Source organism: Pectobacterium zantedeschiae, assembly GCF_004137795.1.
Taxonomy (GTDB): Bacteria; Pseudomonadota; Gammaproteobacteria; order Enterobacterales; family Enterobacteriaceae; genus Pectobacterium; species Pectobacterium zantedeschiae.
Genome location: NZ_NWTM01000001.1, coordinates 267,176 through 292,378 on the forward strand (window position 1 = coordinate 267,176; position 25,203 = coordinate 292,378).

At 47.0% G+C, this 25,203-nt stretch carries 26 protein-coding genes and 1 tRNA gene; 14 read left to right on the forward strand and 13 right to left on the reverse strand.

Going from position 1 to position 25,203, the window contains the following annotated elements; genetic code table 11:
* Positions 1–2: 2 nt before the first annotated feature.
* Entirely contained in the window at positions 3–182 is a 180-nt protein-coding gene (locus tag CLR69_RS01240) for a hypothetical protein (protein WP_129711865.1), read from the reverse strand.
* A 157-nt stretch (positions 183–339) separates the two neighbouring features.
* Here CLR69_RS01240 and CLR69_RS01245 point away from each other — a divergent pair, with 157 nt between their 5' ends.
* The 7 genes from CLR69_RS01245 (at position 340) to CLR69_RS01275 (ending at position 5,215) form a co-directional block, all read left to right on the forward strand.
* Entirely contained in the window at positions 340–720 is a 381-nt protein-coding gene (locus CLR69_RS01245) for a single-stranded DNA-binding protein (RefSeq protein ID WP_129711864.1), read from the forward strand.
* Between the two features lie 232 nt (positions 721–952).
* The gene (locus CLR69_RS01250) at positions 953–1,531 is read left to right on the forward strand and encodes a hypothetical protein (RefSeq protein WP_129711863.1); all 579 of its coding nucleotides are present in this window, start codon (positions 953–955) and stop codon (positions 1,529–1,531) included.
* A gap of 264 nt (positions 1,532–1,795) precedes the next feature.
* The gene (locus CLR69_RS01255; RefSeq protein ID WP_129711862.1) at positions 1,796–2,212 is read left to right on the forward strand and encodes a KilA-N domain-containing protein; all 417 of its coding nucleotides are present in this window, start codon (positions 1,796–1,798) and stop codon (positions 2,210–2,212) included.
* A gap of 18 nt (positions 2,213–2,230) precedes the next feature.
* The gene (locus tag CLR69_RS01260; RefSeq protein WP_197730526.1) at positions 2,231–2,617 is read left to right on the forward strand and encodes a hypothetical protein; all 387 of its coding nucleotides are present in this window, start codon (positions 2,231–2,233) and stop codon (positions 2,615–2,617) included.
* Positions 2,618–2,619: 2 nt separating this feature from the next.
* Positions 2,620–3,948 (forward strand): nucleoside 2-deoxyribosyltransferase, encoded by a 1,329-nt coding sequence (locus tag CLR69_RS01265; RefSeq protein ID WP_129711861.1) that lies wholly within the window; start codon positions 2,620–2,622, stop codon positions 3,946–3,948.
* A complete protein-coding gene (locus CLR69_RS01270; protein WP_242451517.1) occupies positions 3,945–4,568 on the forward strand; it encodes a 7-cyano-7-deazaguanine synthase in 624 nt (207 codons plus the stop codon). The genes CLR69_RS01265 and CLR69_RS01270 overlap by 4 nt, the downstream gene beginning before the upstream one ends.
* Positions 4,565–5,215, forward strand: a complete 651-nt coding sequence (locus CLR69_RS01275; protein WP_086872873.1) for an HhH-GDP family DNA glycosylase — start codon at positions 4,565–4,567, stop codon at positions 5,213–5,215. Before CLR69_RS01270 ends, CLR69_RS01275 begins: the two co-directional genes overlap by 4 nt.
* Before the next feature lie 354 nt (positions 5,216–5,569).
* Here the strand turns inward: CLR69_RS01275 and CLR69_RS23270 are convergent, their stop codons facing one another.
* The 4 genes from CLR69_RS23270 to CLR69_RS01295 all read right to left on the reverse strand — a co-directional run bounded on the left by CLR69_RS23270 (position 5,570) and on the right by CLR69_RS01295 (position 10,022).
* Positions 5,570–5,707 (reverse strand): DUF2280 domain-containing protein, encoded by a 138-nt coding sequence (locus tag CLR69_RS23270; protein ID WP_129712054.1) that lies wholly within the window; start codon positions 5,705–5,707, stop codon positions 5,570–5,572.
* Between the two features lie 940 nt (positions 5,708–6,647).
* Entirely contained in the window at positions 6,648–9,401 is a 2,754-nt protein-coding gene (locus CLR69_RS01285) for a TOPRIM and DUF927 domain-containing protein (protein ID WP_129711860.1), read from the reverse strand.
* On the reverse strand, positions 9,394–9,741 hold the full coding sequence (locus CLR69_RS01290; RefSeq protein WP_129712053.1) for a hypothetical protein: 348 nt from the start codon (positions 9,739–9,741) through the stop codon (positions 9,394–9,396). Before CLR69_RS01290 ends, CLR69_RS01285 begins: the two co-directional genes overlap by 8 nt.
* An 11-nt stretch (positions 9,742–9,752) precedes the next feature.
* A complete protein-coding gene (locus CLR69_RS01295) occupies positions 9,753–10,022 on the reverse strand; it encodes a hypothetical protein (protein WP_129711859.1) in 270 nt (89 codons plus the stop codon).
* 193 nt (positions 10,023–10,215) lie between these two features.
* Between CLR69_RS01295 and CLR69_RS22810 the strand changes: the two genes are divergently transcribed.
* Complete coding sequence (locus CLR69_RS22810; RefSeq protein WP_165345964.1) at positions 10,216–10,389, forward strand: YlcI/YnfO family protein; 174 nt, start codon at positions 10,216–10,218, stop codon at positions 10,387–10,389.
* 96 nt (positions 10,390–10,485) lie between these two features.
* Here CLR69_RS22810 and CLR69_RS01300 read toward each other — a convergent pair whose 3' ends face one another.
* From CLR69_RS01300 to CLR69_RS01330, 7 genes are all read right to left on the reverse strand, one after another.
* Positions 10,486–11,388 carry an ORF6N domain-containing protein gene (locus CLR69_RS01300; protein WP_129711858.1) on the reverse strand — a complete coding sequence of 301 codons (903 nt, stop codon included), beginning with the start codon at positions 11,386–11,388 and terminating at the stop codon, positions 10,486–10,488.
* Between the two features lie 26 nt (positions 11,389–11,414).
* Complete coding sequence (locus CLR69_RS01305) at positions 11,415–11,804, reverse strand: hypothetical protein (protein ID WP_165345958.1); 390 nt, start codon at positions 11,802–11,804, stop codon at positions 11,415–11,417.
* Entirely contained in the window at positions 11,752–11,952 is a 201-nt protein-coding gene (locus CLR69_RS01310) for a helix-turn-helix transcriptional regulator (RefSeq protein WP_129711856.1), read from the reverse strand. The genes CLR69_RS01305 and CLR69_RS01310 overlap by 53 nt, the downstream gene beginning before the upstream one ends.
* 146 nt (positions 11,953–12,098) lie before the next feature.
* The gene (locus CLR69_RS01315; protein ID WP_129711855.1) at positions 12,099–13,049 is read right to left on the reverse strand and encodes a hypothetical protein; all 951 of its coding nucleotides are present in this window, start codon (positions 13,047–13,049) and stop codon (positions 12,099–12,101) included.
* Positions 13,050–13,196: 147 nt separating this feature from the next.
* Positions 13,197–14,411, reverse strand: a complete 1,215-nt coding sequence (locus tag CLR69_RS01320) for a tyrosine-type recombinase/integrase (RefSeq protein WP_129711854.1) — start codon at positions 14,409–14,411, stop codon at positions 13,197–13,199.
* Between the two features lie 164 nt (positions 14,412–14,575).
* Positions 14,576–14,650 (reverse strand) — tRNA-Arg (locus tag CLR69_RS01325).
* A 76-nt stretch (positions 14,651–14,726) separates the two neighbouring features.
* Entirely contained in the window at positions 14,727–15,665 is a 939-nt protein-coding gene (locus CLR69_RS01330; RefSeq protein WP_129711853.1) for a formate/nitrite transporter family protein, read from the reverse strand.
* Between the two features lie 533 nt (positions 15,666–16,198).
* On the opposite strand from CLR69_RS01330, the gene mlaA reads away from it, so the two are divergent.
* The 3 genes from mlaA to CLR69_RS01345 all read left to right on the forward strand — a co-directional run bounded on the left by mlaA (position 16,199) and on the right by CLR69_RS01345 (position 21,107).
* Complete coding sequence (gene mlaA / locus CLR69_RS01335; RefSeq protein WP_129705442.1) at positions 16,199–16,960, forward strand: phospholipid-binding lipoprotein MlaA; 762 nt, start codon at positions 16,199–16,201, stop codon at positions 16,958–16,960.
* A gap of 362 nt (positions 16,961–17,322) precedes the next feature.
* On the forward strand, positions 17,323–18,906 hold the full coding sequence (gene mqo, locus CLR69_RS01340; protein WP_129711852.1) for a malate dehydrogenase (quinone): 1,584 nt from the start codon (positions 17,323–17,325) through the stop codon (positions 18,904–18,906).
* Between the two features lie 290 nt (positions 18,907–19,196).
* A complete protein-coding gene (locus CLR69_RS01345; protein WP_129711851.1) occupies positions 19,197–21,107 on the forward strand; it encodes a PI-PLC domain-containing protein in 1,911 nt (636 codons plus the stop codon).
* 170 nt (positions 21,108–21,277) lie between these two features.
* Here the strand turns inward: CLR69_RS01345 and fadL are convergent, their stop codons facing one another.
* Complete coding sequence (gene fadL, locus CLR69_RS01350; RefSeq protein WP_129711850.1) at positions 21,278–22,546, reverse strand: long-chain fatty acid transporter FadL; 1,269 nt, start codon at positions 22,544–22,546, stop codon at positions 21,278–21,280.
* 381 nt (positions 22,547–22,927) lie between these two features.
* Between fadL and CLR69_RS01355 the strand changes: the two genes are divergently transcribed.
* The 3 genes from CLR69_RS01355 (at position 22,928) to CLR69_RS01365 (ending at position 25,159) form a co-directional block, all read left to right on the forward strand.
* A complete protein-coding gene (locus CLR69_RS01355) occupies positions 22,928–23,224 on the forward strand; it encodes a YfcZ/YiiS family protein (RefSeq protein WP_129705450.1) in 297 nt (98 codons plus the stop codon).
* A 257-nt stretch (positions 23,225–23,481) separates the two neighbouring features.
* Entirely contained in the window at positions 23,482–24,507 is a 1,026-nt protein-coding gene (locus CLR69_RS01360; protein WP_129705452.1) for a methionine ABC transporter ATP-binding protein, read from the forward strand.
* Positions 24,497–25,159, forward strand: coding sequence for a methionine ABC transporter permease (locus CLR69_RS01365; protein ID WP_129705454.1), 663 nt, complete (start codon positions 24,497–24,499; stop codon positions 25,157–25,159). The genes CLR69_RS01360 and CLR69_RS01365 overlap by 11 nt, the downstream gene beginning before the upstream one ends.
* Positions 25,160–25,203: the final 44 nt, after the last annotated feature.

Sequence of the window (25,203 nt, forward strand, 5' to 3'; positions counted from 1 at the left end):
TATTAGTGACTGGCCTTCATAGGCAGATTCAGAGCCTTATCGATCAACCCGCGCGCGATTGCATGGATGCTTGGCGCTATGCCTAAGGGGGATTTCTGTTGTTCTTCTTCTTGAATTAACTTCAGTTTCACCATCTGCTCTTTGCTGATAAGCACAGGCTTCATTGTTGCTTGTCGAGACATAACCACCTCATTAGTCATTATTGATACAATTCTTTATGTTTCATAAAATGAAATGATAACAGTATTTGTTGCAAATAATGAAATTCTAAGTGGTGGTTATTTCGACAGCAATTTTCGGTGGTACGTGTATTCCAGTTCAACCAAATGGGAGTGAATAGTGACTGCTCAAATTTCAGCGTATGGCCGCTTGGTGGTTGATGTGCAAAGCCGTACCACCAGCAGCGGCAACAACATGAGCTTTGCCCGGATAGCGGTATCGCTACCTTGCCAGCGTTCTGATAATGGGGAGGGAACTTTCTGGCTGGCGGTAACGGCCTTTGGCAAACAGGCCGACGCGCTAGCGAAGCATCAAAAAGGTGACATGGTGAGCGTGTCGGGCAATATGCAGCTAACCCAATGGACAGATGGTCACGGTAATGAGCAGAACGGCTATCAGGTGATCGCAGATAGTGTGGTAAGTGCGAGAACAGTGCGCCCTGGTGGTCGAAAGGGTGCCATCGGCCAACCAACAGACGCATTACGTCGTGCAAGAGAGTAAAGTGCACAGTCAACAAAGAAGGATCAATAACAAGTTGCTTTCGAGCAACAGAGACATGTCATAGCACAGTGGAAACAGGAAAAGTTTTATACGCGAACGATGCTAAATTAGACTAACAATAGAACATAGTTGCAAGCCTTGCGGTATCTGGGGTTGTGCGGTATTTCGATTCAGAACTGTGCTCTAAAAACCCATATGATTTCGTATGGCTAATTTCAGACAGGAGCTGATAATGAACCTTTGGGTAAGTCCTCAGCAACGCCACTATACGCATGAATTGCCGTACTTGGGTGGTAAAGCTATTAAACGTCTGGTGACACTCAGCGATACTGGATGGCGTTGGGTTAGTTCACAAGGGCGGTCAATAGAGCTTTATCCAGTAGTAACAGAGCACAACTTTCGTACCTGTAGGGCTAGGGTCAAAACTGGCAGAGAGCTACTGATAACTCTTAGCACCACAGCAACACATTTTAATGGCCGACGCTGGTGGTTTGTATGCCCATATTGCGAGGAGAGACAGGGAAAGCTTTATTGGTCAGATGCTGATGTTGCATGCCGTAAATGCTTTAGGCTTCATTACGCCAGCCAAAGCCAAGATAGATTAGGAAGATTGCGCTTAAAAATATGGCGCAAACGAGCGGCTATATGGGGGGACTATGCTCCAGCTTATAACTTGTTTAATAACGCGGCGTATTTCCCGAAGCCAGATAACATGCGATGGTCGACATTTGAAAACCAACTCCAGCGCTTGCTCAATCTTGAAGCATCCTATTGGGGACCTCTAGCTAAAAAGCTTGGCATCGATGACTGAAGCATCACTACAATGGCTTGAATCTATGGACATGGAACAGAGCACACAGATGGATGAATATATTATTACTCCGACAGATCTGTCTGTTGCCGTATGGTGTTGAAAGTCAGTTTTTCCAGATGCATCCCGACAGAGTTAATCGTTGACGTTAGTACTCCGACAAACTGTGTATTTACTCTTGTTACAACAGATCCAGGGCACAAGAAATTGCGCATCGTTAGAATTGCGCAGTGCGCAAAACGAAACTGAACGGTAAGCAGAAAAATGCACAACGTTTCATTGATTGTATTCCGAGATATCAGTGGTATCGCCAACAGCAACAACCTCACAAAACCTCACTTTGCAGATCGTATCGCTGGCGTTGAAATTTCCACGGACGCAGAGGGGCGGTTTAACCTGAACGCGCTTCATCAAGCTAGTGGATTGGGAGCAAACAAAGCTCCCGCTCAGTGGTTGCGCACCCAGGCTGCGCAGGATTTGATTCAGGAAGTAACCGATATGCAGATCTGCACATCGTCCATTCAGAGCCTATTGTTTGGGAATTCAGGCGAGCAAGAAGAAGTCCGGATAACAAAATCCCACAAAAATTATATAATAACTGCTATTGATCTGATGGTAGCGCTGACCTATATGTTAGGAGAGCGGTCTGTGCGAATCCGTAATAAGAAAAGGCTTTATTAACCACGTAGGAGCAATGCGATGGGGAGCTCAGGGTCGGGGCATTTTTCAGATTATCCAGGTACAAAAGCTAAGAAGGTTGTAGGAGATGAGACTGGCATAGAGGGGGGCGCTAGCGGGGTCGATAGATGTAAACAGGCATTTCATACTGTGCTGGAAGATGTTGGAAACAGTGATTTTTATTCACGGTTCAGAAATGTGCCTGCTGTCGGCGATCAACTTGGTATTGTTTTCGATAAGAAACGCGTTTTCGCGGTGGATATGCAGGGTGTAAAGGTAGGGGCACTTCCTACCTCATTCAATTATCTCGTAGCATGCCTCGAAGATGGTGTAACTTACGTGGGCCTGGTGAGTTTCTCCGCAGCCTCGCCCGTTCCTACCGTAAATGCTGACTTCGTGCCGAGATAATCATGGATTGCAAAGATACAGTTCTAATTGTTGGGGAACTTGTTATCGACTATACGCTTGCTCAGCGTGGTGTAATGTGCAAGCTTCGCTTGGGAGGAATTGCTCATGCTGCAAGGGGGATGTGGGCGGCAGGGTTAAATTATTCAGTAGCAGCTTTCTGCCCTCAATACCTTGTTGATGAAGCCAGTCGCTATCTGGATGAGGTTGGGTGTAAAGATTTCATCTGGCTTGGTGATGTCATAGGTGCACCGAACGTTATCCTTATTGGCGACGTGACAGAAGTTTCGCACCAAGGCTACGAAGATCTAATGAGCGATACCAAAGTAGTGAAAGTTAATGACCCGTTGCCATGTCTCGAAGCTTATAAGAAAATCGTTGTCTTCCCTGGTCGATTCGATATCAATGTACTCGCTAACGCATTTACTGAAGACGCACGGTTTTCGTTCGATATAGCGTATGACCTTGAGGATCTATCTTCACTTAAGGAGTTCTGCGGGCGCGTGCAAGCTGTCATTATCTCGACATCGTCCCCATTGTTTATGAAACTTGGAAAAGACGATATCGGTGGACTTCTAAATGTAGTGAGGACACTTTCGCCAGACGTATTTCTGCTTAAAGAAAATCGTGGCGGTAGTCGGCTTTTTGATTTGCGTAATAACGATGTCGAAGAAATACCAGCAACGTTGGGCAATACCGTTAACTCAGTCGGTGTTGGAGATGTTTATTCGAGCGTTATGGTAGGCCTCTCTCACAAGGGGTGGATTGAAGCTGCATGGCGTGGATGCCAAGCTGCGACGGTGTACTCACAGTCGACATTTCCAGACGACATCAAACGCGATTTGCAACGCGAATTCCGCCTTTCGATGGATGTACTGCAAGCACTCCGAGGGACAGTGCTCCCATGGCATGACCGACAGAGTTACTCGATTTACCTTGCTGGTCCAGATTTTTCATATGTTGAAAAACAGGAACTCGACCATGCTGTTGAAAGTCTGGTGTATCACAACTTCAAGGTGCGTCGTCCCGTTCTTGAAAATGGAGAGTTGAAGCGACCTGCAAGTAGTGGTGAGCTGCGCTGTACATATCACATGGATTACCATCTGCTAAAGGAATGTGACGCAATCTTCGCTGTCCCCCTCGACCGAGACCCTGGCACGCTTGTGGAAATCGGTATGGCAATCGAGATGGGTAAGCCGGTCATCACCTATGATCCGCGGCATGAGAATGAGAACACGATGGTAGTTGTCGGAAGTTCGGTATATTCTTCTAGCCTTGATATGTGCCTCAACGGTATGTTTAGTGTCATTGCTGAATTGAGGGCCAAATCGTGATAAAAAAGGTGCTCCTTCTAGCTTCGGGTGGCCTAGACTCAACAACTGTTGCATACCAGCTTGCAGCAGAAGGTGTTGAAGTTGTACCGATTTTTTTCGACTATGGGCAACATTGTGTAGAAATTGAGTGGAGTAGGGTAAATGAAGTCCTGCCTTCCGAAATGCAACGGCCTGAGCGCTTTGATATATCTGATATCTTCCGAGGCTCGCAATCGCGGCTAATTCGCGAAGCAGATCTTTGGACTGAGGATATCAAGGACGACGATTTGTACATCCCATATCGGACAATGCTGTTTTTCGCTGCTGCTGCGGCACGCGCACAGATTGCCGGTATCTTGAATGTCTATACCGGATTCATCAATAGCAACCACGCCAAAGAAATTGACTGTACTGCTGCATTTATGAATAATCTCGACGAACTTACATCAAGCATTGGTCCCGTTCGCTTTCATTCGCCATTCCGCTATTCGTCCAAAGCCGATGTAGCTAGGGTTGCTGCTGAGCTTGGTGTTCCTATCGGACGAACTTATTCGTGCCAGGCGTCCGCACAGTTTCCTTGCGGTGCTTGTCCGAACTGTGTTGAGCGCCTGAGTGCATTAAAAGAGGCAAAATTAGTATGAGTAATTCCGCCATCGAGATTTTGCAAGTAGCGCGTAGCATCGCTAATCATGCGAAAAATCAAGGCGCACTCTTTGAGGTGAGGTCCCCACGTGATATCTGTGATCACATCGGAGCCGTTCTCGCGGACTCAGTGCTCCAAGCTGGACTTAATTATATGACGGTTGTGCGTCCTCGGGTGCAGACTATCCTGCGGATGCATCCGAATCACGTCACAATTTCCTCATTGGTCTCGCTAATTCAGAGCGGAGAAACAGGTACATTTTTGAACTGGCGCCATCATGAGAAGGTTAGCCGTTTCGAGGCGCTAGTAGCTTTCTTGCAAAGAGCTGGAATTGAGGACGTACAGGATTTACGTTTGAGTCTGGCATCCAATGAATTCTGTGATGCAATTCAAGCCATAAATGGTATCGGCCCGAAGACGGTCGATTATATGGGATGTCTCGTCGGCATTGACTCCATCGCAGTTGACCGTCACGTTCGCACATTCGCGAAAGCAATTGGTGTCAAAAATGATGACTATCACTTCTTGCGTGAGTCTTTTTGCTTCGCCGCAGACCTTCTCTCTCTTTCGCGTCGAGAATTTGACGCTTGGCTCTGGCGTCGAGCTGCAATGCCAACTCAAGTACAGATGTCTCTCGCCATCTAGGCTATGACTATTTTTTATGGGGCCAATGAAAGTTAGTAATAAATATGTTGAAATATTGTTGCAGCTAGAGGTCGGCGGGCAAATGTGCACTGGCTAGGCTAGGGTGACGACGCGTAGTTATAACGGACTACTATCTTGCTTGCAATCGTGCAGATCAAAGCTACACATCCTAAGTTTTGGAGGTTGAGCCCAGTAAGCTGCGATGCTTTAGCGAACTCACCGATTTCTGGTAGCTATCCGTCACAACGCCTCAATTCAGCATGTTGTTGTTTTCCACCTCGATGCTCTTATGTAGCTCCTAATCCACAAGGCTTCATCCCATAAAGAGTCTTAAGGTCGCGATAACTTCTTGTTTTATTTGGTATTTTGACCTTCTTGTGATTCACAAAACGCTTGGCGCCGGTCCTTTTTTAAGACGGCATCGACAATCAGAGAGGGGTGATCAAAGCATGCAAGCGATTGAACGATGTAGGCATTCACTTCTGGTTTCAGTGATACCCTGTTTCACCATCCTTCTTATATAGTCTAATTTTTAAGCCAGTTTTCAGCAGGTACATCCCGCACGTTTTGGCGACGTTAATGTGAGCAACCTCCGGTCTGTTGTTTGAGTAATCACGGCATTTCTTACTCAAAATGGATCAGGAAAAGGTAATAAAAAGGCTGCTTGCTAAGCAGCCTTGTATTCAAATCACTACGGCCTAAGCCCCTTCAACCCAAATCATATAGCTCTCGTGTTCGTTCCAGATGGTACGCTCAACCTTGCGTATAAGAAATGCCCCCATCTGGCCAATATCTGTACCGTATTGAAGACTGATGACTTGACCTACCTCAGGAATATTAGCTTCGAACAGACTGCCATATTGTTTTTCTATTAGGGGGCAACCCCGATCCCAGGGAAGTCGACACGCTTCGCTAGCATATAAGTTACTTTAATCATTTTAGTTTTCCCAAATAAACCATAGCCATTTCTATGGCTTCTTAGTTATGAAGTAAATTATAAAAAATTCAACACCACTGGTCGGCCTTATCACGGCACCTAGTAAATTCCTCTTTGTAGTACCCGTGATATTCATATGCCGGATTTTTGACATAGGTCAGTATCTTCTCACGTAGTAAAGTTATCCGCGCGCTGACCGTATCCATTTCGTTTTCGGGGAATCTGTAAACATTCGGCTTTCGTTTTTCACCGACCGTTAGGTTTCGCTAGGTTCACGCTTTGCACATCCACCACCAGACGCCCATATGCTGAAATCTGTGTTGTCATAGTCGTTTTCTCCCCTCAACTGTTTATTGTTGCTGGTTCAAAATCCCCTTCTGTTGGTTCGGTGTTGGTTCAATTTTTAGGAAAATAATAAATAAAAACAGATGGTTTTAAATATTGAACCAACCAAACTAACTGAACCAACACCATTTATACGTATGTAAAAGAGTTTTATTCTGGCTGGCTATCCTCTGGGCGGTATTGGAGGACATAGACATTTATCTGCCGTCCGTCTATCCGTGGGGATTTGCGCTGATAACCGCGCCCGCTGTTGGGTGGGGTCAGCATGCCCGCGCTACGCAGGATTTTAGCAAACTGTTTAGCGTTAAAGCCTTTGGCAATTTCCCCCTCAAACGTAGACGGGAAGGTATAGAAAATCATCGGTGCTGCATCGTGTTTGCCTCGGTCACGATACCCAGCTAAATCACGGATAGGCAAATCACGTTCATCATATCCAATTGGCGCGTAGCGGCTCAGACCATACGCATTTAGAAACGCTTCGCACTGCTCGATAATCTGCTGGTGCTCTTTGTTCCCTGTGCCAAACTCACGCAACCAGGCGTTATAACTGTGCTGGATGGCGTCGCGACATTTCTGCGTGTCCCACCCAGTGATGGCAGTTGACAGCAATAGCGCCGCTTCCAGAATGGCAAACCTTGCCCCCACGCGGTGAACTTGCTCGCCATAGTCGGCAGGAATAAGACTACGCCAGCGCATTTCAGCGGCTCTCACCGTGTCAATGGCCTGTTGCTGGTGGTCGGTTAGCCATTTCACCCATTCGCGACCGGCAGCGCCGTAGTGGTTCTGATAGGCGTCTTTCAGCGCATCGGCGTGTTGCTTTCCGTTGCTGTATTCATGGAAGCGAATAGCTTTGCTCAATGGGATATTCAGCAGGCGCACGAGTTGCCCCGCCTTGGTTCTTCTTCCGGTAAGGGCGATAAAGGTCTCCAGATCCATTTCCCCGGTGCTTATAGCCACCGTGCGCCAGCGTTTCAGATCCCGGTTACCGCCTTCTTTAGCTCCCTGCAATTTGCCGACACCGTTAAACAGCGCGTAAGCGGATTGTGAGACGCTGACAGGATCGGCACCTTGCCCAACCTCATCCAAAGGCATTAGCCCGTCATTGTGGGCTGCTGCTTCGTTTGTCAGTCCCAACGCGGTGCCATACCACGTCAAGCGCAGCAAATCAGGATCGCCGTAGAGACTACTTGCCACGTTTGCTGTGGTGGTTTTCCCTGCGCTGGATTGTTCATAGAAATGGATACCGAACCCATCCGCACCACTCAGGCCAATCAGAGGCGCGGCCAGCGCTGCCGCAATGCCTGTCATCATGGCGTAATTACCATCTACCAGCCGGGCAACATGATTACGCCAGCTTTCGCCTGTGCCCTTGACGGTATAACCGGCAGCCGCTGAACTGCGGCCACTAAATAAGACAGGCACATCAGGCTTACCAATGATTTCACCATCGGGCATGATGTAGGCACCGCATTGCCAACCAGTAGCATGAGCGATACGCCAAATTTCATGTGTGGCGCTGCGCTGTAGCCAGTCAGCTAAAATTGCCCGTAGGCTACTTTTCGTTGTGACATTCACGCCACCATTTTTCAGCGTTCGCCAGCCTTCACGTTCACCTATATCAGCCAGGGGGATCGCCTGTGTAGTATCGGTACTCGTCCCCATCGCCCGCCAGCGTAATATCAGGTATTGGTCTTTATCATCCCTGCCGATCCCGACAACACTCAACCAGGAGCAAAGCCAGCTTTCATTGTTGATAATCTCTCCGCTACCATTGTCTAGTTTCGGAGTCACATAAAACACTCCATCTTTGCGGCGTTCAACCCTGGGTTTCAGTGGATCGTGTTCGGTACCGCTCGGTTTCCCTCCATCAATCGCTTTCAGTTGAGTGGTCACACTTTCCCCCTTGTGCTGGCATGTGGATTCATTAAATGCCTGTGTGGCGGCTTCCAGCCCGTTTTGTGTGTGGTAATCATTCCAATCGGCTTTGTAGTCAGTAGGGGGAAGTGATACCCATCCAGCCACTGCGCCGGCCGCTTTTTCTGCGGCATCTTTCCCGGTGTTTGGTTGGTCATCAGTAGGGTGATCGTTATCAGCAGCAATAATGATTTGTGCTTGTGGGTGCTGCTGGCGCATCACTTGTGCGACGGGGGGGAGGTTCCCCGCGTCAATGGCGATTACCAGCAGCGCGTCAGGGCGCATCAGGTGAACGCTTAACGCTGTTGCTAATCCTTCAGCAAGAATCACCGTAGCGGGCTGCTCTGGCGCATTAACGGCATGGTATGCGCCTTTCTTTGCTGACCCACTGAGCAACCGCTTTTCACCCTTTGGTGTGATGGTCTGTGCAGCAGCAACTGCGCCGGATTCATCGACCAGCGAAAGCAATAGCGTTCCGTCAGGCAGAATAGGGAAGGTGAACCCTTCAAGCCCTTTACCCATCAGGTAGGCACTTTCCCCCGGTGCGGATTTCACCGCTAGTGCTTGGTACTTTGAGGTGAATGCGTTCCGGCGCTGTACGGCTTCATCAGCGGTCCTATGCTCACGTTGTTGCCGCTCTGCGTCCAACTGCTCCTGCCTTTGGCTGGCTGTATTACCATCGGTTTCTGTTGCCCGGTAATCGATACCCAACACATCCGCAACCGAGAAAGCCGCTTCGGTAGCAGAGCACTGGCGAACATTCATCACTAGCGCCAGCCCGTCTCCGGCTTCGGTTTCACAGTGGCGGCAATGCCATGTTCCACGCCCTTCTAAATCATCGAACTGAAAGCGGTCAGTTCCGCCGCATGCGGGGCAGGGGCCAAGGCTTCCCCTGTGATGGGGTATATCGATCCTCAACATTGGCAATACATCAGGCCAATGTCCACGAGCCACACTAGATACATGGCGGATTAGGTCGATATTACGCATTGATTCGGCCTCCCTGCGCTATCGATAGTTCCATATCGCCAACCATGCTTTTCCAGATTTGCCTTCCATGAATGGTCAGAGCGGAACCTTCGATGCAAGCGGCCAAGATAGTAATGGCAACGTCTTCCCATTGCCGATATTCCTGTTCTAAAGCTTCCAGCAGATAGCTATCCACCAGTTGTCGCATGCCTTGAACATTACCAACGATATCCACTTGTACCGCTTGCCCAGCGGCTTCGATAGTGAAGAAGTCCCCGTTATTCTGTCGCCGTATAGCTGCATACAGAGCGGCCGCATACTGGTTAGCCAATGCATTCAAACGGAAATTTTTAGTTATCAGTTTCGTTGAGGTCATGATGCTGCTCCCATTGCTTCTCGGCGGCACTCATCATCTTCAAAATCCTGACGAGTATTGAGATTATCGAGAATGCGAGTACCGATACTGTCAGCAGCATCAATCAGGTAACTTTTTTTACGTGGATCAGTGATTTCATTGATGCTTTGTATGATGGACAGAAGACACTCCATTTCATGAATGATGGCGAATGTCTCACATGGGGTGGGTAAGCTTTTTACATCAGGGGTGAATGCATTTTCTGTGATAGTATTCTTGGTAGCCATGATCGTTACCTCGTATAACGGTTTGGTTAGAGGCCCGTAGGTGCTACCAACACCTACGGGCTTCACTTTTTGTGCAACACCCGTGGATAAGGTGTTGAACACCAGTCTATTGCAAGGTGTTGAACACTTCAAGTGTTTACAACTCCTTTTTTTATGCCATACTGTTAAACACCTTAAATGGAGAAAGTCAGATATGGCAACGAAGGCAGTTAATGCAAAGTCGCAAACTCTTGCTGCTCGTGTTCCGCATGAGATCGTCAAAGAGGTCGAAGAACTAAAAGAAATAGGCGAGAGTACCGGGCAATTTGTGGTTTCTGCTTTACAGCGTGAAATCAAATTTCGGCAACGTAAAAAAACGAAAGATTGAATCAACGGACAGTTGCATGCGTTTACCTGTCTGGTATTCTGATACAGCTTTAGATTTTTGCAGTGACTCAGGCGGCCCGGCATGGTCGCCTTTGTTTTATTGAGCGCTAGCATGCTTATCTCCTGACAGATCTTTATCGTGGGTAAACTCACCATTCCAGTCCGACTTCATCGGAAGTTCACCATTCAAATAGTGTCGATAGATCCACACAGCCCCTTTCCTTAATAACACCGGGTTGTAGGCAATAAACCCTTCTGATGCTGGCGGGCTAATGGTGCTGGTTTTTTCTGTAAGATAACGATCCCGTGCATAGGAATAAACGCGCCAGCGTGCATTATTACCCTCTGGATTGTCGTCATATAACCACCCGACAGAAGCAAGGTAGGCATTAACCTTGCTGCAATTAACACCATTGAGGCGCTTACAAAACTGAACAGGTGAAAGCCCGTTCGCAAACAGTTTTTCTAACTGTTCGATGTATTCCGCCTGCTGGTGCGTTATGACCATGGCCTTACGCTTTGCTTCAAATTCATCTGCCCAGGCTCGGGCGGCTGCCGCAGGATCGGAAAAATTCGGAACAGCCAGAACCTGTTGTTGTTCCTTCTTATGGGAGAAATAACAGCCTTCAAGGGTTTCAAAGAAAGACCATGCGGCATCCGTATCGACAATTTTAGACATGCGGGCGGCCCCCTTTTCTGTCCAAAGAACGAGGCTACGGGCACGCTTTCCAACTAACTCGCTAGAAGATAGTCTGTTTTTCAACTCCCGTAATTTCGTGCCTTTCAGATTAAAAAAGTGTATGCCTTCAATGAAACGGGATTCATTACGGATATGATTTTGTTGGATACGGATAGTGTCAGTTTCATATCCCTTAGCAAGAGTCTCTGTGGTCACCACCCGAACGCCTTGCCATTCAATAACAGGTAACTGCATCGATTGAGTCGCGGGATTTTGGGTGTGAGAATCCCCCTGGCCAGAGAAGACCATTTCATTTTTCATGAGATAAACCTCTTCGGTTTGAGACGTTAGAAATCCAGATTCACCGGTTGGCCTTTATTTTCTAAATATGACTCCAGTGCTTTTGATGCAATATAAATCTTATATAAATTCGCTCGCACTCTGGATATCTCTTTGTGATTAACAACCAATGAACGCATATGGTCATCAATGATTTCAATTTGAGTTAAAATCTCAGCAATAACTTCTTCTGGCCTTTTATATGCAAGAGAACTGATGAACATCTCGATATAAGCATTAGATGGGTCATCATTGTCATCTGCATGATATGTGTTATTTGATACTCCCGCCCTGATGGGAATAATGTTATCGTTTTGCATCGTTCCTCCCATAGCTGTTGTATCTTCAGCGTGCGGATAAGCTATCTCGTTCAGAGATACGCTGCTCAATCCATTCATTAACTTCGCTCTCAACGAAAGCGATCGAACGTGAGCCAATTTTTACAGGCTTCGGGAATCTTTCTTGTGAGATGAGTTTGTATAGCCATGCCTTACCATACCCCGTGCGGCGCATAGTTTCGGACATTCTGATAAGTGTCTGTGGCATGTTTCCCCCTGTTTCTGTTTGTTGTCACTAATAGACGGTGCTAGATAACAGGAGGTATTCCAACTAAATAATGCTTGATAATCCACCACTATACATCGCAAAGCGTACAGTGTGCGCAGTAGACCATACACCCTGCGCAATAGCGGTTACCACTTTACCCGGTGTTTTTTAGCATGCATTAGAATCCAATTTCTAACAGTCAGCACGCCATAGTAAAAATATTTGTCTTCAAGCCACACTTTGTAATGTTCAGCGGCATCCATCGCACTTTTAAAATTATTGCGACTTTTAAGCCAATCATCGCAAACAATATTTTTTGCCTCTCGGTTTTTTTTATGTCGTGAGTCCGTGGCTTTTTTTATCTTGGCTTTTTTTCTGCTCTCCTCCTCAGAATTATAATTACTCTGTTCAGCTACTCGCTTTACAAGTTCTTCAACCTTTTCATTTAAATCACTTAATTTCCTCTCATATAAATCTTCTGTTTTACGTTCATTACCATACCCCATGGCTTTCATTGCCTTCATCGCTGCTCTGGTTATCGGATGTAGCCCGCCAAGAGTTACTTTCACCGTTCCAATTTTATTCTGATTGCTCTCCAGTGAGCGAATAAAAACTACAGCGTCGGCTATTAAGGAGAGGCTTAATGCGTAGAAGTATTCAAAAGGCTCAGCATCTACAAACCCTTCCTCTGTTTCATTATCTTTAAGCCACTCAATGATTTCATATAAAGCGTCTACTTCATCTGTATTCTCGTAACTTGGTGAATCCAATTCCCTTGAGTCACCGATGAACCCCAAAGAATCACCGTAACGGTTGTGCTGGATCGCAAAAGGATACAAATCAAGCTCTTCCTTCCATCTGCTGTACATTAAAGTAGCTTGAGCTTCATCCCTTAATCGCTGAATTTCTTTTTCCTGTTCTTCGTTGAAGTAAATCTCTATCAGTTCAAATATCAAATTTTGAACATGCTCAATTTGCTCATTGGTTCTTTTCTTATGTTTAAGTGACCATCTGACGGAGCTAGCAATTTCACGTAATGCCTCTACGGGATAGAGTGGTATATCACTGTCTAATGGTAGAAAATTTTCCTCAGGCATACTGACGCCACCTCACGCCCTCTAATTTTAGCGGCTATGCCAGCCCGCAGAGGTGTACGGGGTTTCGGGGATCAGCCTAGACATAGCCTATTCTTTGTTCGTTTACAGTAGTCTACTGCGGTATACTACAACTGTCTATCTATCCAGTTACGCACGTTTACCAAACGAGCCATGAACCACATTTCCGCCGTTCTCCAATGCTTCCATATAGTCGGCATACCACTGGAGCATTTCCCTGCGTCCATCCAGATACTGAGCGTGGTTATAGGTGCCGCGAATTGAGTTTTTATCGACGTGGGCAAGCTGGGTTTCAATCCATGCAGTGTTATAGCCCTGTTCGTGAAGAATTGTGCTCATGGTATGGCGGAAGCCGTGGCAGGTAACTTTTCCCGCATACCCGCTGCGTTTAAATACCTGGTTAATGCTGGCCTCACTCATTGTTTTGCGTGGGTCATTTCTCCCGGGGAACATCAGCGGATATTTACCGGTTATTTCCCGTATCTGCTCAACGATAGCCAGAGCTTGGCGGGATAGCGGCACCAGGTGAGTGCGGCGCATCTTCATCCGTTCTAATGGGATTTCCCATAGCGCATTTTCGGTATCAATTTCCTGCCAGGAAGCGCAACGTAATTCAACGTTCCGCAACCCGGTCAGAATTAGCAGGCGTGCGGCCAGAACCACCAGCACACTGCCAGAATAACCAGATAGCGCGGTGAAGAAATCGGGTAGCTCTTTCGCGATTAAAAAGGGATGGTGTTTCGACTCATGCCCCTGCATGGCGCTGATCAGGTCGGGAGCCGGGTTATAAGTTGCCCGCCCGGTGACAATGGCGTAACGGAAAACCTCCGAACAGCGCATGCGTACCTTTCTGGCTTGCTCAGTAGCACCACGGTTTTCTATTCGTTTGAGGATTTCCAGCAGCTCTAGCGGCCTAATTTCCGCAATAGGCCTGTCACCAAGTTGTGGGAAAACGTTGTTGGTCAGCAGTACCAGATTTTCATTGGCATAACCTGTAGACCATTTCCTTGCTTTGCTGGTGTGCCACTCCAGAGCAATCTCTTTAAAGGTGTTTTTTACCTGGGCCTTACGGGCTTCCTTTTCATCCTTTTTGTTCTCCGATGGATCACCACCAGCAGCGAGAGATTTTTTCGCTTTATCACGCAGCGATCGGGCATCGGCCAGAGAGACATCAGGATATATCCCCAGCGCCAGCAGTTTTTCTTTACCGGCAACTCGGTACTTTAAACGCCAGTACCTCGCACCATTGGTATTGACCAGAAGATACAAACCGCCGCCGTCAGCTAACTTGTAGGGCTTATCTTTGGGTTTGGCTGTATCGACCTGTCGTGCGTTTAGTTTCATTGGGGGTATCAACTCTAGACCGAACACGGAATACCCCCAAATGTACCCCCACATATCCGTTGATTGCAATAGATTGTAGTAGACGTTGAGATAATGAGATTTAGCTAAGAGGCTTGTTATATCTGGGATTGGTTGACTTGAGTAGACCTTGAGAGAAGTGTGACTGGTGTCCCCAGCAGGAATCGAACCTGCAACTAGCCCTTAGGAGGGGCTCGTTATATCCATTTAACTATGGAGACTTGAAGCGCGGCCATTATACGCATTTTTGCTCTGAGAATAAGCACTTAACGGCGCGTTTGCTCAAAGTGTCAGCAATCAGCGTTTCTGCCGGTGTTCTTTTTCAGCATTCTCATACGCCTTTTGGCGTTTGGCGTGGGATGAACTGTTCATGTCGTTGCGAATTTGTGCATGGCTGATGAGTGCGAAAATAAAGGTGCCGCCGATAATATTCCCCGCCAGCGTGGGTAAGGCAAATGGCCAAATGAAGGCCTGCCAAGGTATGTGGCCAATGAACACAAGATAGAAAATTTCTGAGGCTCCAGCCACGATATGGGTGAGGTCACTGAAAGCAATCATCCAGGTCATGATGATGATAATCCACAGTTTGGCTGAGTAAGCGCGAGGCAGCATCCAGACCAGCGTGGCAATAATCCAGCCAGAAACAACGGCATTGGCGAACATTTCCGTCGGTGAATTCTTCATGACCTTCATCGCGATGTCGACTAATGCCTCTCGTGTTTCACCATCAAAAACGGGCATATAGGTAAAGGCAAGGGCGGCTAAGGCTGTCCCGATCAGGTTGCCTGCCAGAACGACGAACCATAACCGACCGAGCAGATAGAAATTGCTGCGCGTTGGCTTATGCATGATCGGAAGCACTGCCGTAACTGTGTTTTCGGTAAACAACTGCTGGCGTGCCATAATCACAATCACAAAGCCAATGGTGTAACCGAAACACTCCAGCAGAAAGCTGCCAGGCACGCCAACCAGATGGTTGTGGAGCATGCCGACTGCCATGAATGAGGTTCCCATGGAAATTCCTGCCGCAATCGCCGACCACAATAAGGCCATCGCATCGCGTTCCAGTTCCTTCTGTCCTTCCTGGCGAATTTCTTCATGGATCGCGGCGGCAGGGGAGGGTAAATGCTCTTCGTCAACATTGATCGCTTTTCCCTGCGTGCTTTCCTCACTCTCTACCGCAACGTCTTTTTCTTTCTCTTTCCGGGTTTGCTTGGATTCTGAAGACGGGTTCATAGCGATCCTCTCGACGAACGTGCTGATTAGCACTTAGGTGATGCTGCGGAGGTAACACCGACAGCCTCGATGATAAGCGTAGTCAGTTTTTACAACATAGGGCGCCACCACATGACTCACTGATTTAGGCTGGCAGTGCTATGCTGTGATCGGAACAATGAAATACTGTGCTGTTGTCCACGCATGAACGCGTGCCGTAACGACAGCGTGTGTTGTCCCCATAAGAAAAAAATGGCAAACCTCTGAAAATGTAGTAATGCGTAAGCCAACGTAGCGATAGGGCTATAAAATGTTACACTGTTGGCCGATATCCCGTCCTTGTCGCTCAGCTTGGTAGGCTGGAGCTGATGCTGGGAATACCCATTTTCGGTCGCGGGTATATACCCTAAATAATTCGCGTTGCGGGCAGGCGGTAAGTGAAGGAATCCCGATGAGCTTACTCAAGTAAGTGATTCGGGTGAGTGAACGCAACTAACACACACGCAATGTGAAGTATGACGGGTATAGCACACTATAAATCAGGGAGAACAGATATGAATTACCGCCTGAGTGGGGTGGTGTTTGCCAGCGTGTTGTTGATCGGCTGCGCCAGTTCCGGGGATCGTGCCCAAGAAGGACGTTCTGATCCGCTTGAAGGCTTTAACCGTACTATGTTCAACTTCAACTACGACGTGCTGGATCCTTATGTGGTACGTCCGGCGGCTGTTGCATGGCGCGATTATGTGCCGACGCCTGCGCGTAACGGGCTGGGCAACTTCTTCAACAACCTGGAAGAGCCTGCGACGATGGTGAACTACTTCGTTGAAGGTAAACCGTATAAAGCGATGATTCACTTTAACCGCTTCTTCCTGAATACCTTGCTCGGGATGGGCGGCCTGATTGATGTAGCATCGATGGCGAATCCTAAACTGGCAAAAGAAGAGTCTCGCCGCTTTGGTAGCACGCTGGGTAATTATGGCGTAGGTTACGGGCCATATCTGGTCGTTCCTGGCTACGGTAGCGTGACGCCCCGTGAAGATGGTGGCGGCGTAGTAGATACGCTGTATCCGATGCTGAGCTATCTGACGTTCTGGATGTCGGCGGGCAAATGGGCTATCGAGGGACTGGAAACGCGAGCACAGCTGTTGGATTCCGATGGTTTGCTGCGTAATTCTTCCGATCCTTACCTTATGATCCGCGAGGCCTATTTCCAGCGGCATGATTTCCTCGCCAGCGATGGGCAAATCACCCCGCAGCAGAATCCGAATGCTGCCGCGATTGAAGACTCGCTTGACGAGATCGATTCAGCGAAATAGCGTTGCGCATTATCACTGATTTCAAAGGCACCTACGGGTGCCTTTTGCTTTTATAAAACACTGCTAAACTTATTTTTACCATGATAATTCTGTGGTTTGTTTCTTAAAAGTTATTACTTTGTTGTTCATTTATTTACTTACAAAAATTTATTTCCTGCCGTCAGATAACAATAATGTAACGTCGTTAACTGGTTCGGATGCGCATCGTGGCTGAAATGTGTCAGCGTGCTGATTTTTTTGTTAGCAACGTGATTAACAAAAAGGTCATAAGAACGATGCTTTTTACCCGTAGTAGCGCGCCCGCGTGTTAATGAATGCCTGGAATTCTATTTACCTGCACTTATAAAAATAGAGATATAAGCATGAAAAAACTACTTGCTATGTTCTTCTGCCTCAGCGTGGTGGTTAGCGCCCCACTGGCGATGGCTGAAGATGCTAAAACGACAGAGAAGACAACGGATGTGGTTCTGATCGGCGGGGGCATTATGAGCTCTACGCTTGGGGTGTATTTACAAGAGCTGCAACCAGACTGGTCCATCGACATGGTTGAGCGTATGGATAATGTGGCGGAAGAAAGCTCTAACGGCTGGAATAATGCCGGTACGGGTCACTCGGCCTTCATGGAACTCAACTATACGCCGGATAATCCCGACGGCCCTATCAATATCAGCAAAGCGCTGGAAATCACCGAAGCATTTGAAATCTCGCGTCAGTTTTGGTCCTATCAGGTGAAAAACGGTGTGCTGAGTAATCCACACTCTTTCATCAACAGTGTGCCGCACATCAGCTTTGTCTGGGGTGATGAGAATACCACCTTCCTGAAACACCGCTATGATGCGATGCAGCACAGCACGCTGTACCGTGGCATGGAGTTCTCTGACGATCCAAATACGATCAAAGAGTGGGCTCCGTTGGTGATGGAAGGCCGCGATCCGGCTCAGAAGATTGCTGCGACTCGTATGCCTATCGGTACCGACGTGAACTACGGTGAAATCACGCGTCAGCTGGTTGGTGCGATGAAAACCAAGCCCAACTTTGCGCTGCACCTGAATTCAGAAGTTCGTGATATCAAACGTAATGCGGACAACACCTGGAGCGTGACTTACGCCGATCTGAAAAACGGTGAAAAAGAGAGCGTGATTAAGGCGAAATTCGTCTTTATCGGTGCGGGTGGTGCGGCACTGCAATTGTTACAGAAAACCGGTATTCCCGAAGCCGATCTATACGGTGGCTTCCCGGTTGGCGGTGAATTCCTGGTGACAGAAAACCCGGAAATCGTGAAGCGCCACATGGCAAAAGTGTACGGTAAAGCCTCTGTGGGGGCGCCACCGATGTCCGTTCCTCATTTGGACACCCGTATTTTTGATGGCAAGCCAGTCCTGCTGTTCGGGCCGTTTGCTACCTTCTCCAGCAAGTTCCTGAAGAACGGTTCGCTGTGGGATCTACTCGGTTCCGTGACTTTCTCCAACGTGATGCCGATGACACACGTCGGTCTGGATAACTTCGATCTGGTGAAATATCTGATCGGCCAGGTCATGATGGATGACGATGACCGCTTCGCTTCGTTGCAGGAATACTTCCCGAACGCGAAGAAAGAAGACTGGAGACTGACGGTTGCCGGGCAGCGTGTTCAGATTATCAAGAAAGATGATGATAAAGGCGGCGTGTTGAAGCTGGGGACCGAGATCGTCAGTTCACAGGATGGATCGATTGCTGCCCTGTTGGGTGCCTCTCCGGGGGCTTCTACCGCAGCGCCGATTATGCTGAGCCTGTTGGAAAAAGTGTTTAAAGATAAAGTCGCGACGCCGGAATGGCAGAGCAAGTTGAAAGAGATTGTTCCGTCTTATGGTCAGAAGCTGGACGGTAATATTGAAATGACCAATAAAATCCGCAGCTACACCAGTAGCACGCTGGGTCTGGATTATATTGAGGTTAAGCCTGAGTAATCGGTATTAACCGGAGCTTACGATCAAAGGCCGCGAAAGCGGCCTTTTTTGTGTTCCAAGATCACAATTCGATAGGTTTCGATAAGACTAAACGTATATTTTTATCAATATGTTAGGTGGTTAAATCCTTGAATATTATTCATTCAGCAGCGCTACATTTATTTAAAAATTAATTTTTTACCATTGATTTTTTTTGAAAGTCATTCTAGAACTTAGATCACCTCCTTTCGAGGTTATCTTTTAGCCTTTCAAAAACTCAATGTTATTTATCTTCTTCAAGGATAGCGATTATGCCAAGTAAAGGTGTGGATTTTGGTGTTTATATTAATGGCGTTAGCTTTAATATAGTAGCATTAAAATATGATGCGGGAAGTGAAAAACCTAGTTTTAATAAAACATTCTCTTCTCTTGATTCTTTTCAATTTAATCAATTTGAAGTCAATACAGATTTACCGTTCCATGTGACAGGAACGTTTGATTGGACTGTTAACAGTACACCTCCCTTTCATCGAGAAATTGAAATAAATGGTCTCACTGGAAATATGAGTGGAGACTTTGAAGATATGATGAAAACGCCTTCCATCATAAATGGAACGTCTGCAATATCTTATGGTTTCTACGATGCAGGTTCTGGCTCTGGAGGTTTAACGAATAGGGATCAGAATTATGTTTATATAACACCCAATATGAGCAACTGGATGGGTGATACCGCAAAGAAAAATCCAAATCTCAAATCATCTCCGTTTTACAATTTTGCTTTGCCTGGTTCTCATGATGCGGGATCTTTCGATTTAAAGGCATTGGATAAAATACTTAATAACAGTGCTTTGTTAACTGCATTTTTAGGTTTTCTGGCACCTATTTTAGGCGTTGCTGTTCCAATATTAGTAGCTTTAGGACTACCAAAACTTAGGCGATTATTAATAAAGCTTGCTGTTACTCAAAAAGACGATATTTCTACCCAGCTAAACTTAGGATGCCGTTATTTTGATTTCAGACCAGGAAAACTTCCCTCCCCATTCAACACGGTAGCACCTGATTTCTATCATATTCATTCAATCATACCGGGATACTCCCTGAATGCTTTCCTGACTGATGTATTCGGATGGCTTGAAAAAAATCCAACTGAGATTGTTATTGTCAGCTTGAACGGGCAGGGGTTATCTGACTCAATAATAGAACCCAAAAAAGAAGAGCTTGAATCAATTGTATCTGCGATAAATAATAGATTCAAAAGTATAAATATAGGGAATTCATCAGATCTAGAAACCAGCTATGACAATCTGATTTCCGAAGGAAAAAGATTAGTTTTCCTAAATCAAATTGCAGACTGGAATTTAGCATCAAAATATGATTCATACAGCGACGCCGATTACAGCACACTAAACCCTGAAAATATTATTAATGCACTCAAACGTATCAAACCAACTCCTCCAGCAGGAAAGATATATACGGTTCTTCAGCTTCAGGATACGGCGACTAACGCAATTAGCATTCCAGCATACATCTCTGAATTCCTCTCACTCAGCGATGCATCCTCTGTGTTAATGTCAACAAAATTAAGCTTTGATAAAACCACTTATCCGTGGGTGCGAAATAATGCAGCACAAATAGCACCTGGAAATTTGCCAGTAATTTTCTTGAATGACTTTGTAGATAATAATCTGGCGCTTATCTCATCAAATGTAACATTACAGCGCATTGAACAGAGGGTAGGATATTTTACTATTCAATCTGTGAACTTCAAAAATGTATTTTTACGAATAGATGGATCAGGCAGTAACCAACAAAATCCTGCTGGATTCGGCACAGTTAATGCACAATATGGACCTCCAGGAGAATATGAAAAATTTTCAATCGAAACGGATGAAAATAATGTTAGCAGAATACGTTCCTTAGCGTTCCCAAATGCTTACTTACGTCTGGATGGAAACAACATAGACAGGCAGAATCCTGCTGGTGCTGGGATTGTAAACTGTCAATATACTCCTCCTGGCCCTTGGGAAAAATTTTATATAGAAGAAAATAGTGAAGGCAACTTCACCATTAGGTCAGCACAGTTTCCGGATGTTTACTTACGTTTGGATGGAAGCAATATAGACCAGCAGAATCCTGCTGGAGCCGGTGTTGTAAACGGTCAATATGCACCTCCAGGTCCTTGGGAAGTGTTTAAAATCACAAAATTAAGTAGTAACCAATAGCTGTAGCCCGAAATAGAGTTAACTTATTGTCCTGTTTAATATTATGTTCTGGTCGTTTTCGCTAAGGGTTTTACACCATCTTTCTTCGCGTTTTTCACCTTGGCACATACAGACAATAAAAAAGCAGGTAAGTCACCTTACCTGCTTTTATTTAGAAAACTGTAGGTTATTTAGAACGCATAGTTGAAGTTCACGCCGTACAGCCAGGCTTTACCTTTGGAAGTAAAGTCATATTGGACGGCACTGAAGGCACCCGGTGCACGTTCGCTGATATTAACGCTCTTACCATGCATGTAGGACACGCCAACATCAACAGACGCGTCTTTATTAAAGGCATAGGTAGTACCTGCGCTCAACCAGAAACGGTCCTGATCGGGGATGGAGATAGAACGTCTGTCGGCCGGCACTGGGCTGTCATCAAACGCGATACCGCCACGGAACGTCCAGTTATCGTCGTGATAGTAGGTGGTGCCGAGTGCGAGGCGGTAAGCATCACGGAAGTTTTCTTCTTTCTGGAACAAGGTTTGACCGTTGCTACCTGTTGCTTTCAGTTCCTGGAACTGGCTCCAACTAGTATAGGCCAGGCTATAATGCACTGCCCATTTTGGCGCCACGCGGTGGTAGACTGATGCTTCCCACATTTCCGGCAAATTTAACGTCAGCTTACCGGGAACGGTTGAGCCGTTGAAGCCACCCAAACTCGTTGGCAATTGGTTACTGTAATCACCGTTAAAGTCGATATCCACCTTCGAGCGATAGGTCAGGCCGACACGGTTGTTTTCATCTATTTCGTACAGAATACCGGCATTCCAGCCATATCCCCATTCCTTGCCTTCCAATTTCGCTATTTCAGTACTGCGAGGTAGAGCCGTGCTGAGATCGCCGAGATGACGCGTAATTTTAGCATCTGCATAGACGGCGTTAACACCCAGACCAAAACTGAAGTGCTGGTTCAGACGGTAGGCCGCGCTCAAATTCAGGTTTGATGTCAGTAGGTCGGTTTTGCCACCGATAGATCCTGCTGCATAGCTATCATTGAATTCCGTCGCCAGACCGTAGTTAGTGGTGGCGGAAGCACCAATTGCCCATTGCTCATTAAGCGGCATAATGAAATGCAGGTTTGGTACCCAGGCGTGTGGCGCGATATTTTTGGCGCTAGCATCATTGCCTGTCAGCCGGTTTGAACCGCTGACGTCAATATCCGGGTTGATATAGGTAACACCACCGGAGAACGAGGGGCGGTCAAACATGGTCATGGTCGCTGGGTTACGGCTGCCGGAGGTCGCATTGTCGGCTATGGCACCTTCACCAGAAAACGCGCGTCCCAGACCTGATGATGAATATTCATTAAGCTGGAAACCAGCCGCGGACACATTTGCTGAAAACAGGGCCACCGCAACAGCAATTGTGGATTGTTTGAACAGGTTTTTCTGGCTCATGACCAAAACCTCTTTATATGCTTGTTATTTAACGTTGTTACACGGGGTAACAAGGGACGCGCATTGTAGGGGGCGCACTCAGCCTGACAAATCAGACCAGTTGCCAAAGTATAAGTTGGGAATACGATAATGTTGCGTTTGTGTATTCGAAATATTTCCAAAATGATGCAGAATTTAGATCTGCTTAACGTTTTGGTTAATTTGTGTGAGGAGATATTACCCGGCTTTTACCGCGTAATAACACATTAATGTGACTGATATCACTAAAATTACCGGCTGGCATGAAGTACTGGTACTGCTTTGGGATGAGGGAGTAAAATATGAAGAAGATAAAAATTTTTGAACTGGATCATATCTCCCGCGCCTTAAGAGGAAAGCATCATGACGAACGTAATCAACAAATGCAGTGCTGAAGAAACCGCAGCCTGCTGCTGTGTCGATGTTGGCACAATCATGGATAATACCGATTGCACGGCATCTTACAGCAAAGTTTTCGGCAATCGTTCTGACGCGGAAGCGACATTAGCCGCTCTGACGGAAAAAGCGCGTGCGGTAGAATCTGAACCTTGCGAAATCGTTAGTACGTTGGAAGAGGTAGATGGCGGCGTTAAACTGGATATTGATTTTACGTTCAGCTGTCAGGCTGAAACGATGATTTTCCAGCTCGGCCTGCGTTAAGTATTTTTTCTGGTAGGCACTGGTTTATTATGCCTGCCAGATGTTTTTCTCTCTCCACTCACGTGTATTTCCCTTTCCTACGGTCTTTCTGTTGTTCGCATTGATAATGCGCTATACCGAATTACGCCTCGTGTTTCCCTCTCTCTTTTGCCGTTAGCAAACAATCGCAATTGGATAGCATTTTTTGTTTCTGGCAGATAACTCTGTGATTCTATTTAATTTCAGTATTATTTCTTTATACAAAATCGAGTCCTGTTTTGATCAGTTTTGAGCATGTTAGCAAGTCGTTTACGACACAGGGTAAAACGCTGTATGCCGTGAAAGATGTCACATTGGACATTGATAGAGGAGAGATTTTCGGCATCATCGGCTTCAGCGGAGCAGGCAAAAGTACGCTGTTGCGTCTGGTTAATTTGCTGGAAACGCCAACGGAAGGGAAAGTGACGATTAACCAGCAGGATATCACTTTGCTTTCCTCAGACGCTTTGCGCCAACTCCGGCGTCGCATTGGCATGGTCTTCCAAACGTTCAATTTATTTCAGTCGCGAACGGTAGCGGGTAATGTTGCCTGGCCGCTACGCTTGGCGCGTATGAATCGCCAACAGATACAGCAGCGGGTTGACGAAGTGCTGCGCTTTGTCGGCCTGGAAGATAAGAAGGATCACTATCCCGAGCAGCTTTCCGGCGGGCAGAAACAGCGCGTCGGCATTGCCAGAGCGCTGGTTAGCTCACCGGATATTCTAATTTGCGACGAGGCGACTTCAGCGCTGGATCCCGAAACCACGGAGGATATTCTTCAGTTGCTGGAGAGTATCAATCGCCAATATCACATCACGATCTTGTTGATCACGCATGAGATGAATGTGATCCGCCGTATTTGCCACCGGGTTGCCGTCATGGAACAAGGTCGGGTTATCGAACAGGGACGTGTGGTCGATATTTTCACCCGTCCTGAGCATAAAACCACACGCAATTTTGTGCGCTCAATTTTTAACGATCGTCTACCTCCTCGGTTATTGCAGACGCTGCAATCACGCCATTCCGGTTCGTTATACCAGCTCATTTTTCATGATGGCTCAACCAGTGTACCGCTGTTGTCACAAACGGCACGCCTGCATCCGCTTATCGATTACAACATTATTTACGGCAATATCAGCGAGTTACAGGGGGCGTTGTTCGGCAGCCTGATTGTGGAGTTTATTGGCCCGCCAGACAGTATTGCTGCCGCGCTGGAAACGCTGGCGCAAACGGTGGAAGTCAGGGAGGTGAGTCATGAGGGTTGATTGGACGACATTCTGGCAGACGCTGCTGGTCGCCACTGGTGAAACGTTGGCGATGGTATTAGTGACGTTGTTATTTGCCAGCGTTCTGGGCATTGGTTTGGGCTTGTTGCTGTTTCTAAGCCGTACGGGAGGATTATTTGAAAATCGCGTGCTGTTTGTGTTGTTGAATCTGGTTATCAACATTGTGCGGCCCATTCCGTTCATTATTTTTCTGGTGGCGGTTAGCCCCATGACACGCATGGTTGTGGGAACCACCATCGGTATTGCTGCTGCTATTTTCCCCATGATTCTGGTTGCCGCTTGCGCGATTGCGAGGGTAGTGGAAAACAATCTGATGTCGGTCGATCCCGGCATGATTGAGGCTGCACGCGCACTGGGTGCGACCCCTTTGCAGATCATTACGGGGGTACTGATTCGGGAAGCGCTGGGCCCGCTGATTATGGGGCTGACATTTATTACTGTTGCTCTGGTCGATTTCTCTGCCGTTGCCGGAATGGTTGGCGGCGGTGGATTGGGCAATTTGGCAATGACCTACGGCTACAACCGGTTTAACACCTCGGTCATGGTCGTCACAGTGGTGATTCTGATTGTGCTGGTTCAACTGGCTCAACATGCTGGCAACTATTTTTCCCGCCGTATCATGCGGCGCTAACACCCCATGGCGACGGTGGAGTTAAGTCGATATTTCACTGGGCC

Bases quoted from the DNA above. Each gene is read 5' to 3' on its own strand.
- CLR69_RS01240 (WP_129711865.1), bottom strand. From the start codon at position 182: ATGTCTCGACAAGCAACAATGAAGCCTGTGCTTATCAGCAAAGAGCAG.
- CLR69_RS01250 (WP_129711863.1), top strand. From the start codon at position 953: ATGAACCTTTGGGTAAGTCCTCAGCAACGCCACTATACGCATGAATTG.
- CLR69_RS01255 (WP_129711862.1), top strand. From the start codon at position 1,796: ATGCACAACGTTTCATTGATTGTATTCCGAGATATCAGTGGTATCGCC.
- CLR69_RS01260 (WP_197730526.1), top strand. From the start codon at position 2,231: ATGGGGAGCTCAGGGTCGGGGCATTTTTCAGATTATCCAGGTACAAAA.
- CLR69_RS01265 (WP_129711861.1), top strand. From the start codon at position 2,620: ATGGATTGCAAAGATACAGTTCTAATTGTTGGGGAACTTGTTATCGAC.
- CLR69_RS01275 (WP_086872873.1), top strand. From the start codon at position 4,565: ATGAGTAATTCCGCCATCGAGATTTTGCAAGTAGCGCGTAGCATCGCT.
- CLR69_RS01285 (WP_129711860.1), bottom strand. From the start codon at position 9,401: ATGCGTAATATCGACCTAATCCGCCATGTATCTAGTGTGGCTCGTGGA.
- CLR69_RS01295 (WP_129711859.1), bottom strand. From the start codon at position 10,022: ATGGCTACCAAGAATACTATCACAGAAAATGCATTCACCCCTGATGTA.
- CLR69_RS22810 (WP_165345964.1), top strand. From the start codon at position 10,216: ATGGCAACGAAGGCAGTTAATGCAAAGTCGCAAACTCTTGCTGCTCGT.
- CLR69_RS01300 (WP_129711858.1), bottom strand. From the start codon at position 11,388: ATGAAAAATGAAATGGTCTTCTCTGGCCAGGGGGATTCTCACACCCAA.
- CLR69_RS01305 (WP_165345958.1), bottom strand. From the start codon at position 11,804: ATGAATGGATTGAGCAGCGTATCTCTGAACGAGATAGCTTATCCGCAC.
- CLR69_RS01310 (WP_129711856.1), bottom strand. From the start codon at position 11,952: ATGCCACAGACACTTATCAGAATGTCCGAAACTATGCGCCGCACGGGG.
- CLR69_RS01315 (WP_129711855.1), bottom strand. From the start codon at position 13,049: ATGCCTGAGGAAAATTTTCTACCATTAGACAGTGATATACCACTCTAT.
- CLR69_RS01320 (WP_129711854.1), bottom strand. From the start codon at position 14,411: ATGAAACTAAACGCACGACAGGTCGATACAGCCAAACCCAAAGATAAG.
- CLR69_RS01330 (WP_129711853.1), bottom strand. From the start codon at position 15,665: ATGAACCCGTCTTCAGAATCCAAGCAAACCCGGAAAGAGAAAGAAAAA.
- mlaA (WP_129705442.1), top strand. From the start codon at position 16,199: ATGAATTACCGCCTGAGTGGGGTGGTGTTTGCCAGCGTGTTGTTGATC.
- mqo (WP_129711852.1), top strand. From the start codon at position 17,323: ATGAAAAAACTACTTGCTATGTTCTTCTGCCTCAGCGTGGTGGTTAGC.
- CLR69_RS01345 (WP_129711851.1), top strand. From the start codon at position 19,197: ATGCCAAGTAAAGGTGTGGATTTTGGTGTTTATATTAATGGCGTTAGC.
- fadL (WP_129711850.1), bottom strand. From the start codon at position 22,546: ATGAGCCAGAAAAACCTGTTCAAACAATCCACAATTGCTGTTGCGGTG.
- CLR69_RS01355 (WP_129705450.1), top strand. From the start codon at position 22,928: ATGACGAACGTAATCAACAAATGCAGTGCTGAAGAAACCGCAGCCTGC.
- CLR69_RS01365 (WP_129705454.1), top strand. From the start codon at position 24,497: ATGAGGGTTGATTGGACGACATTCTGGCAGACGCTGCTGGTCGCCACT.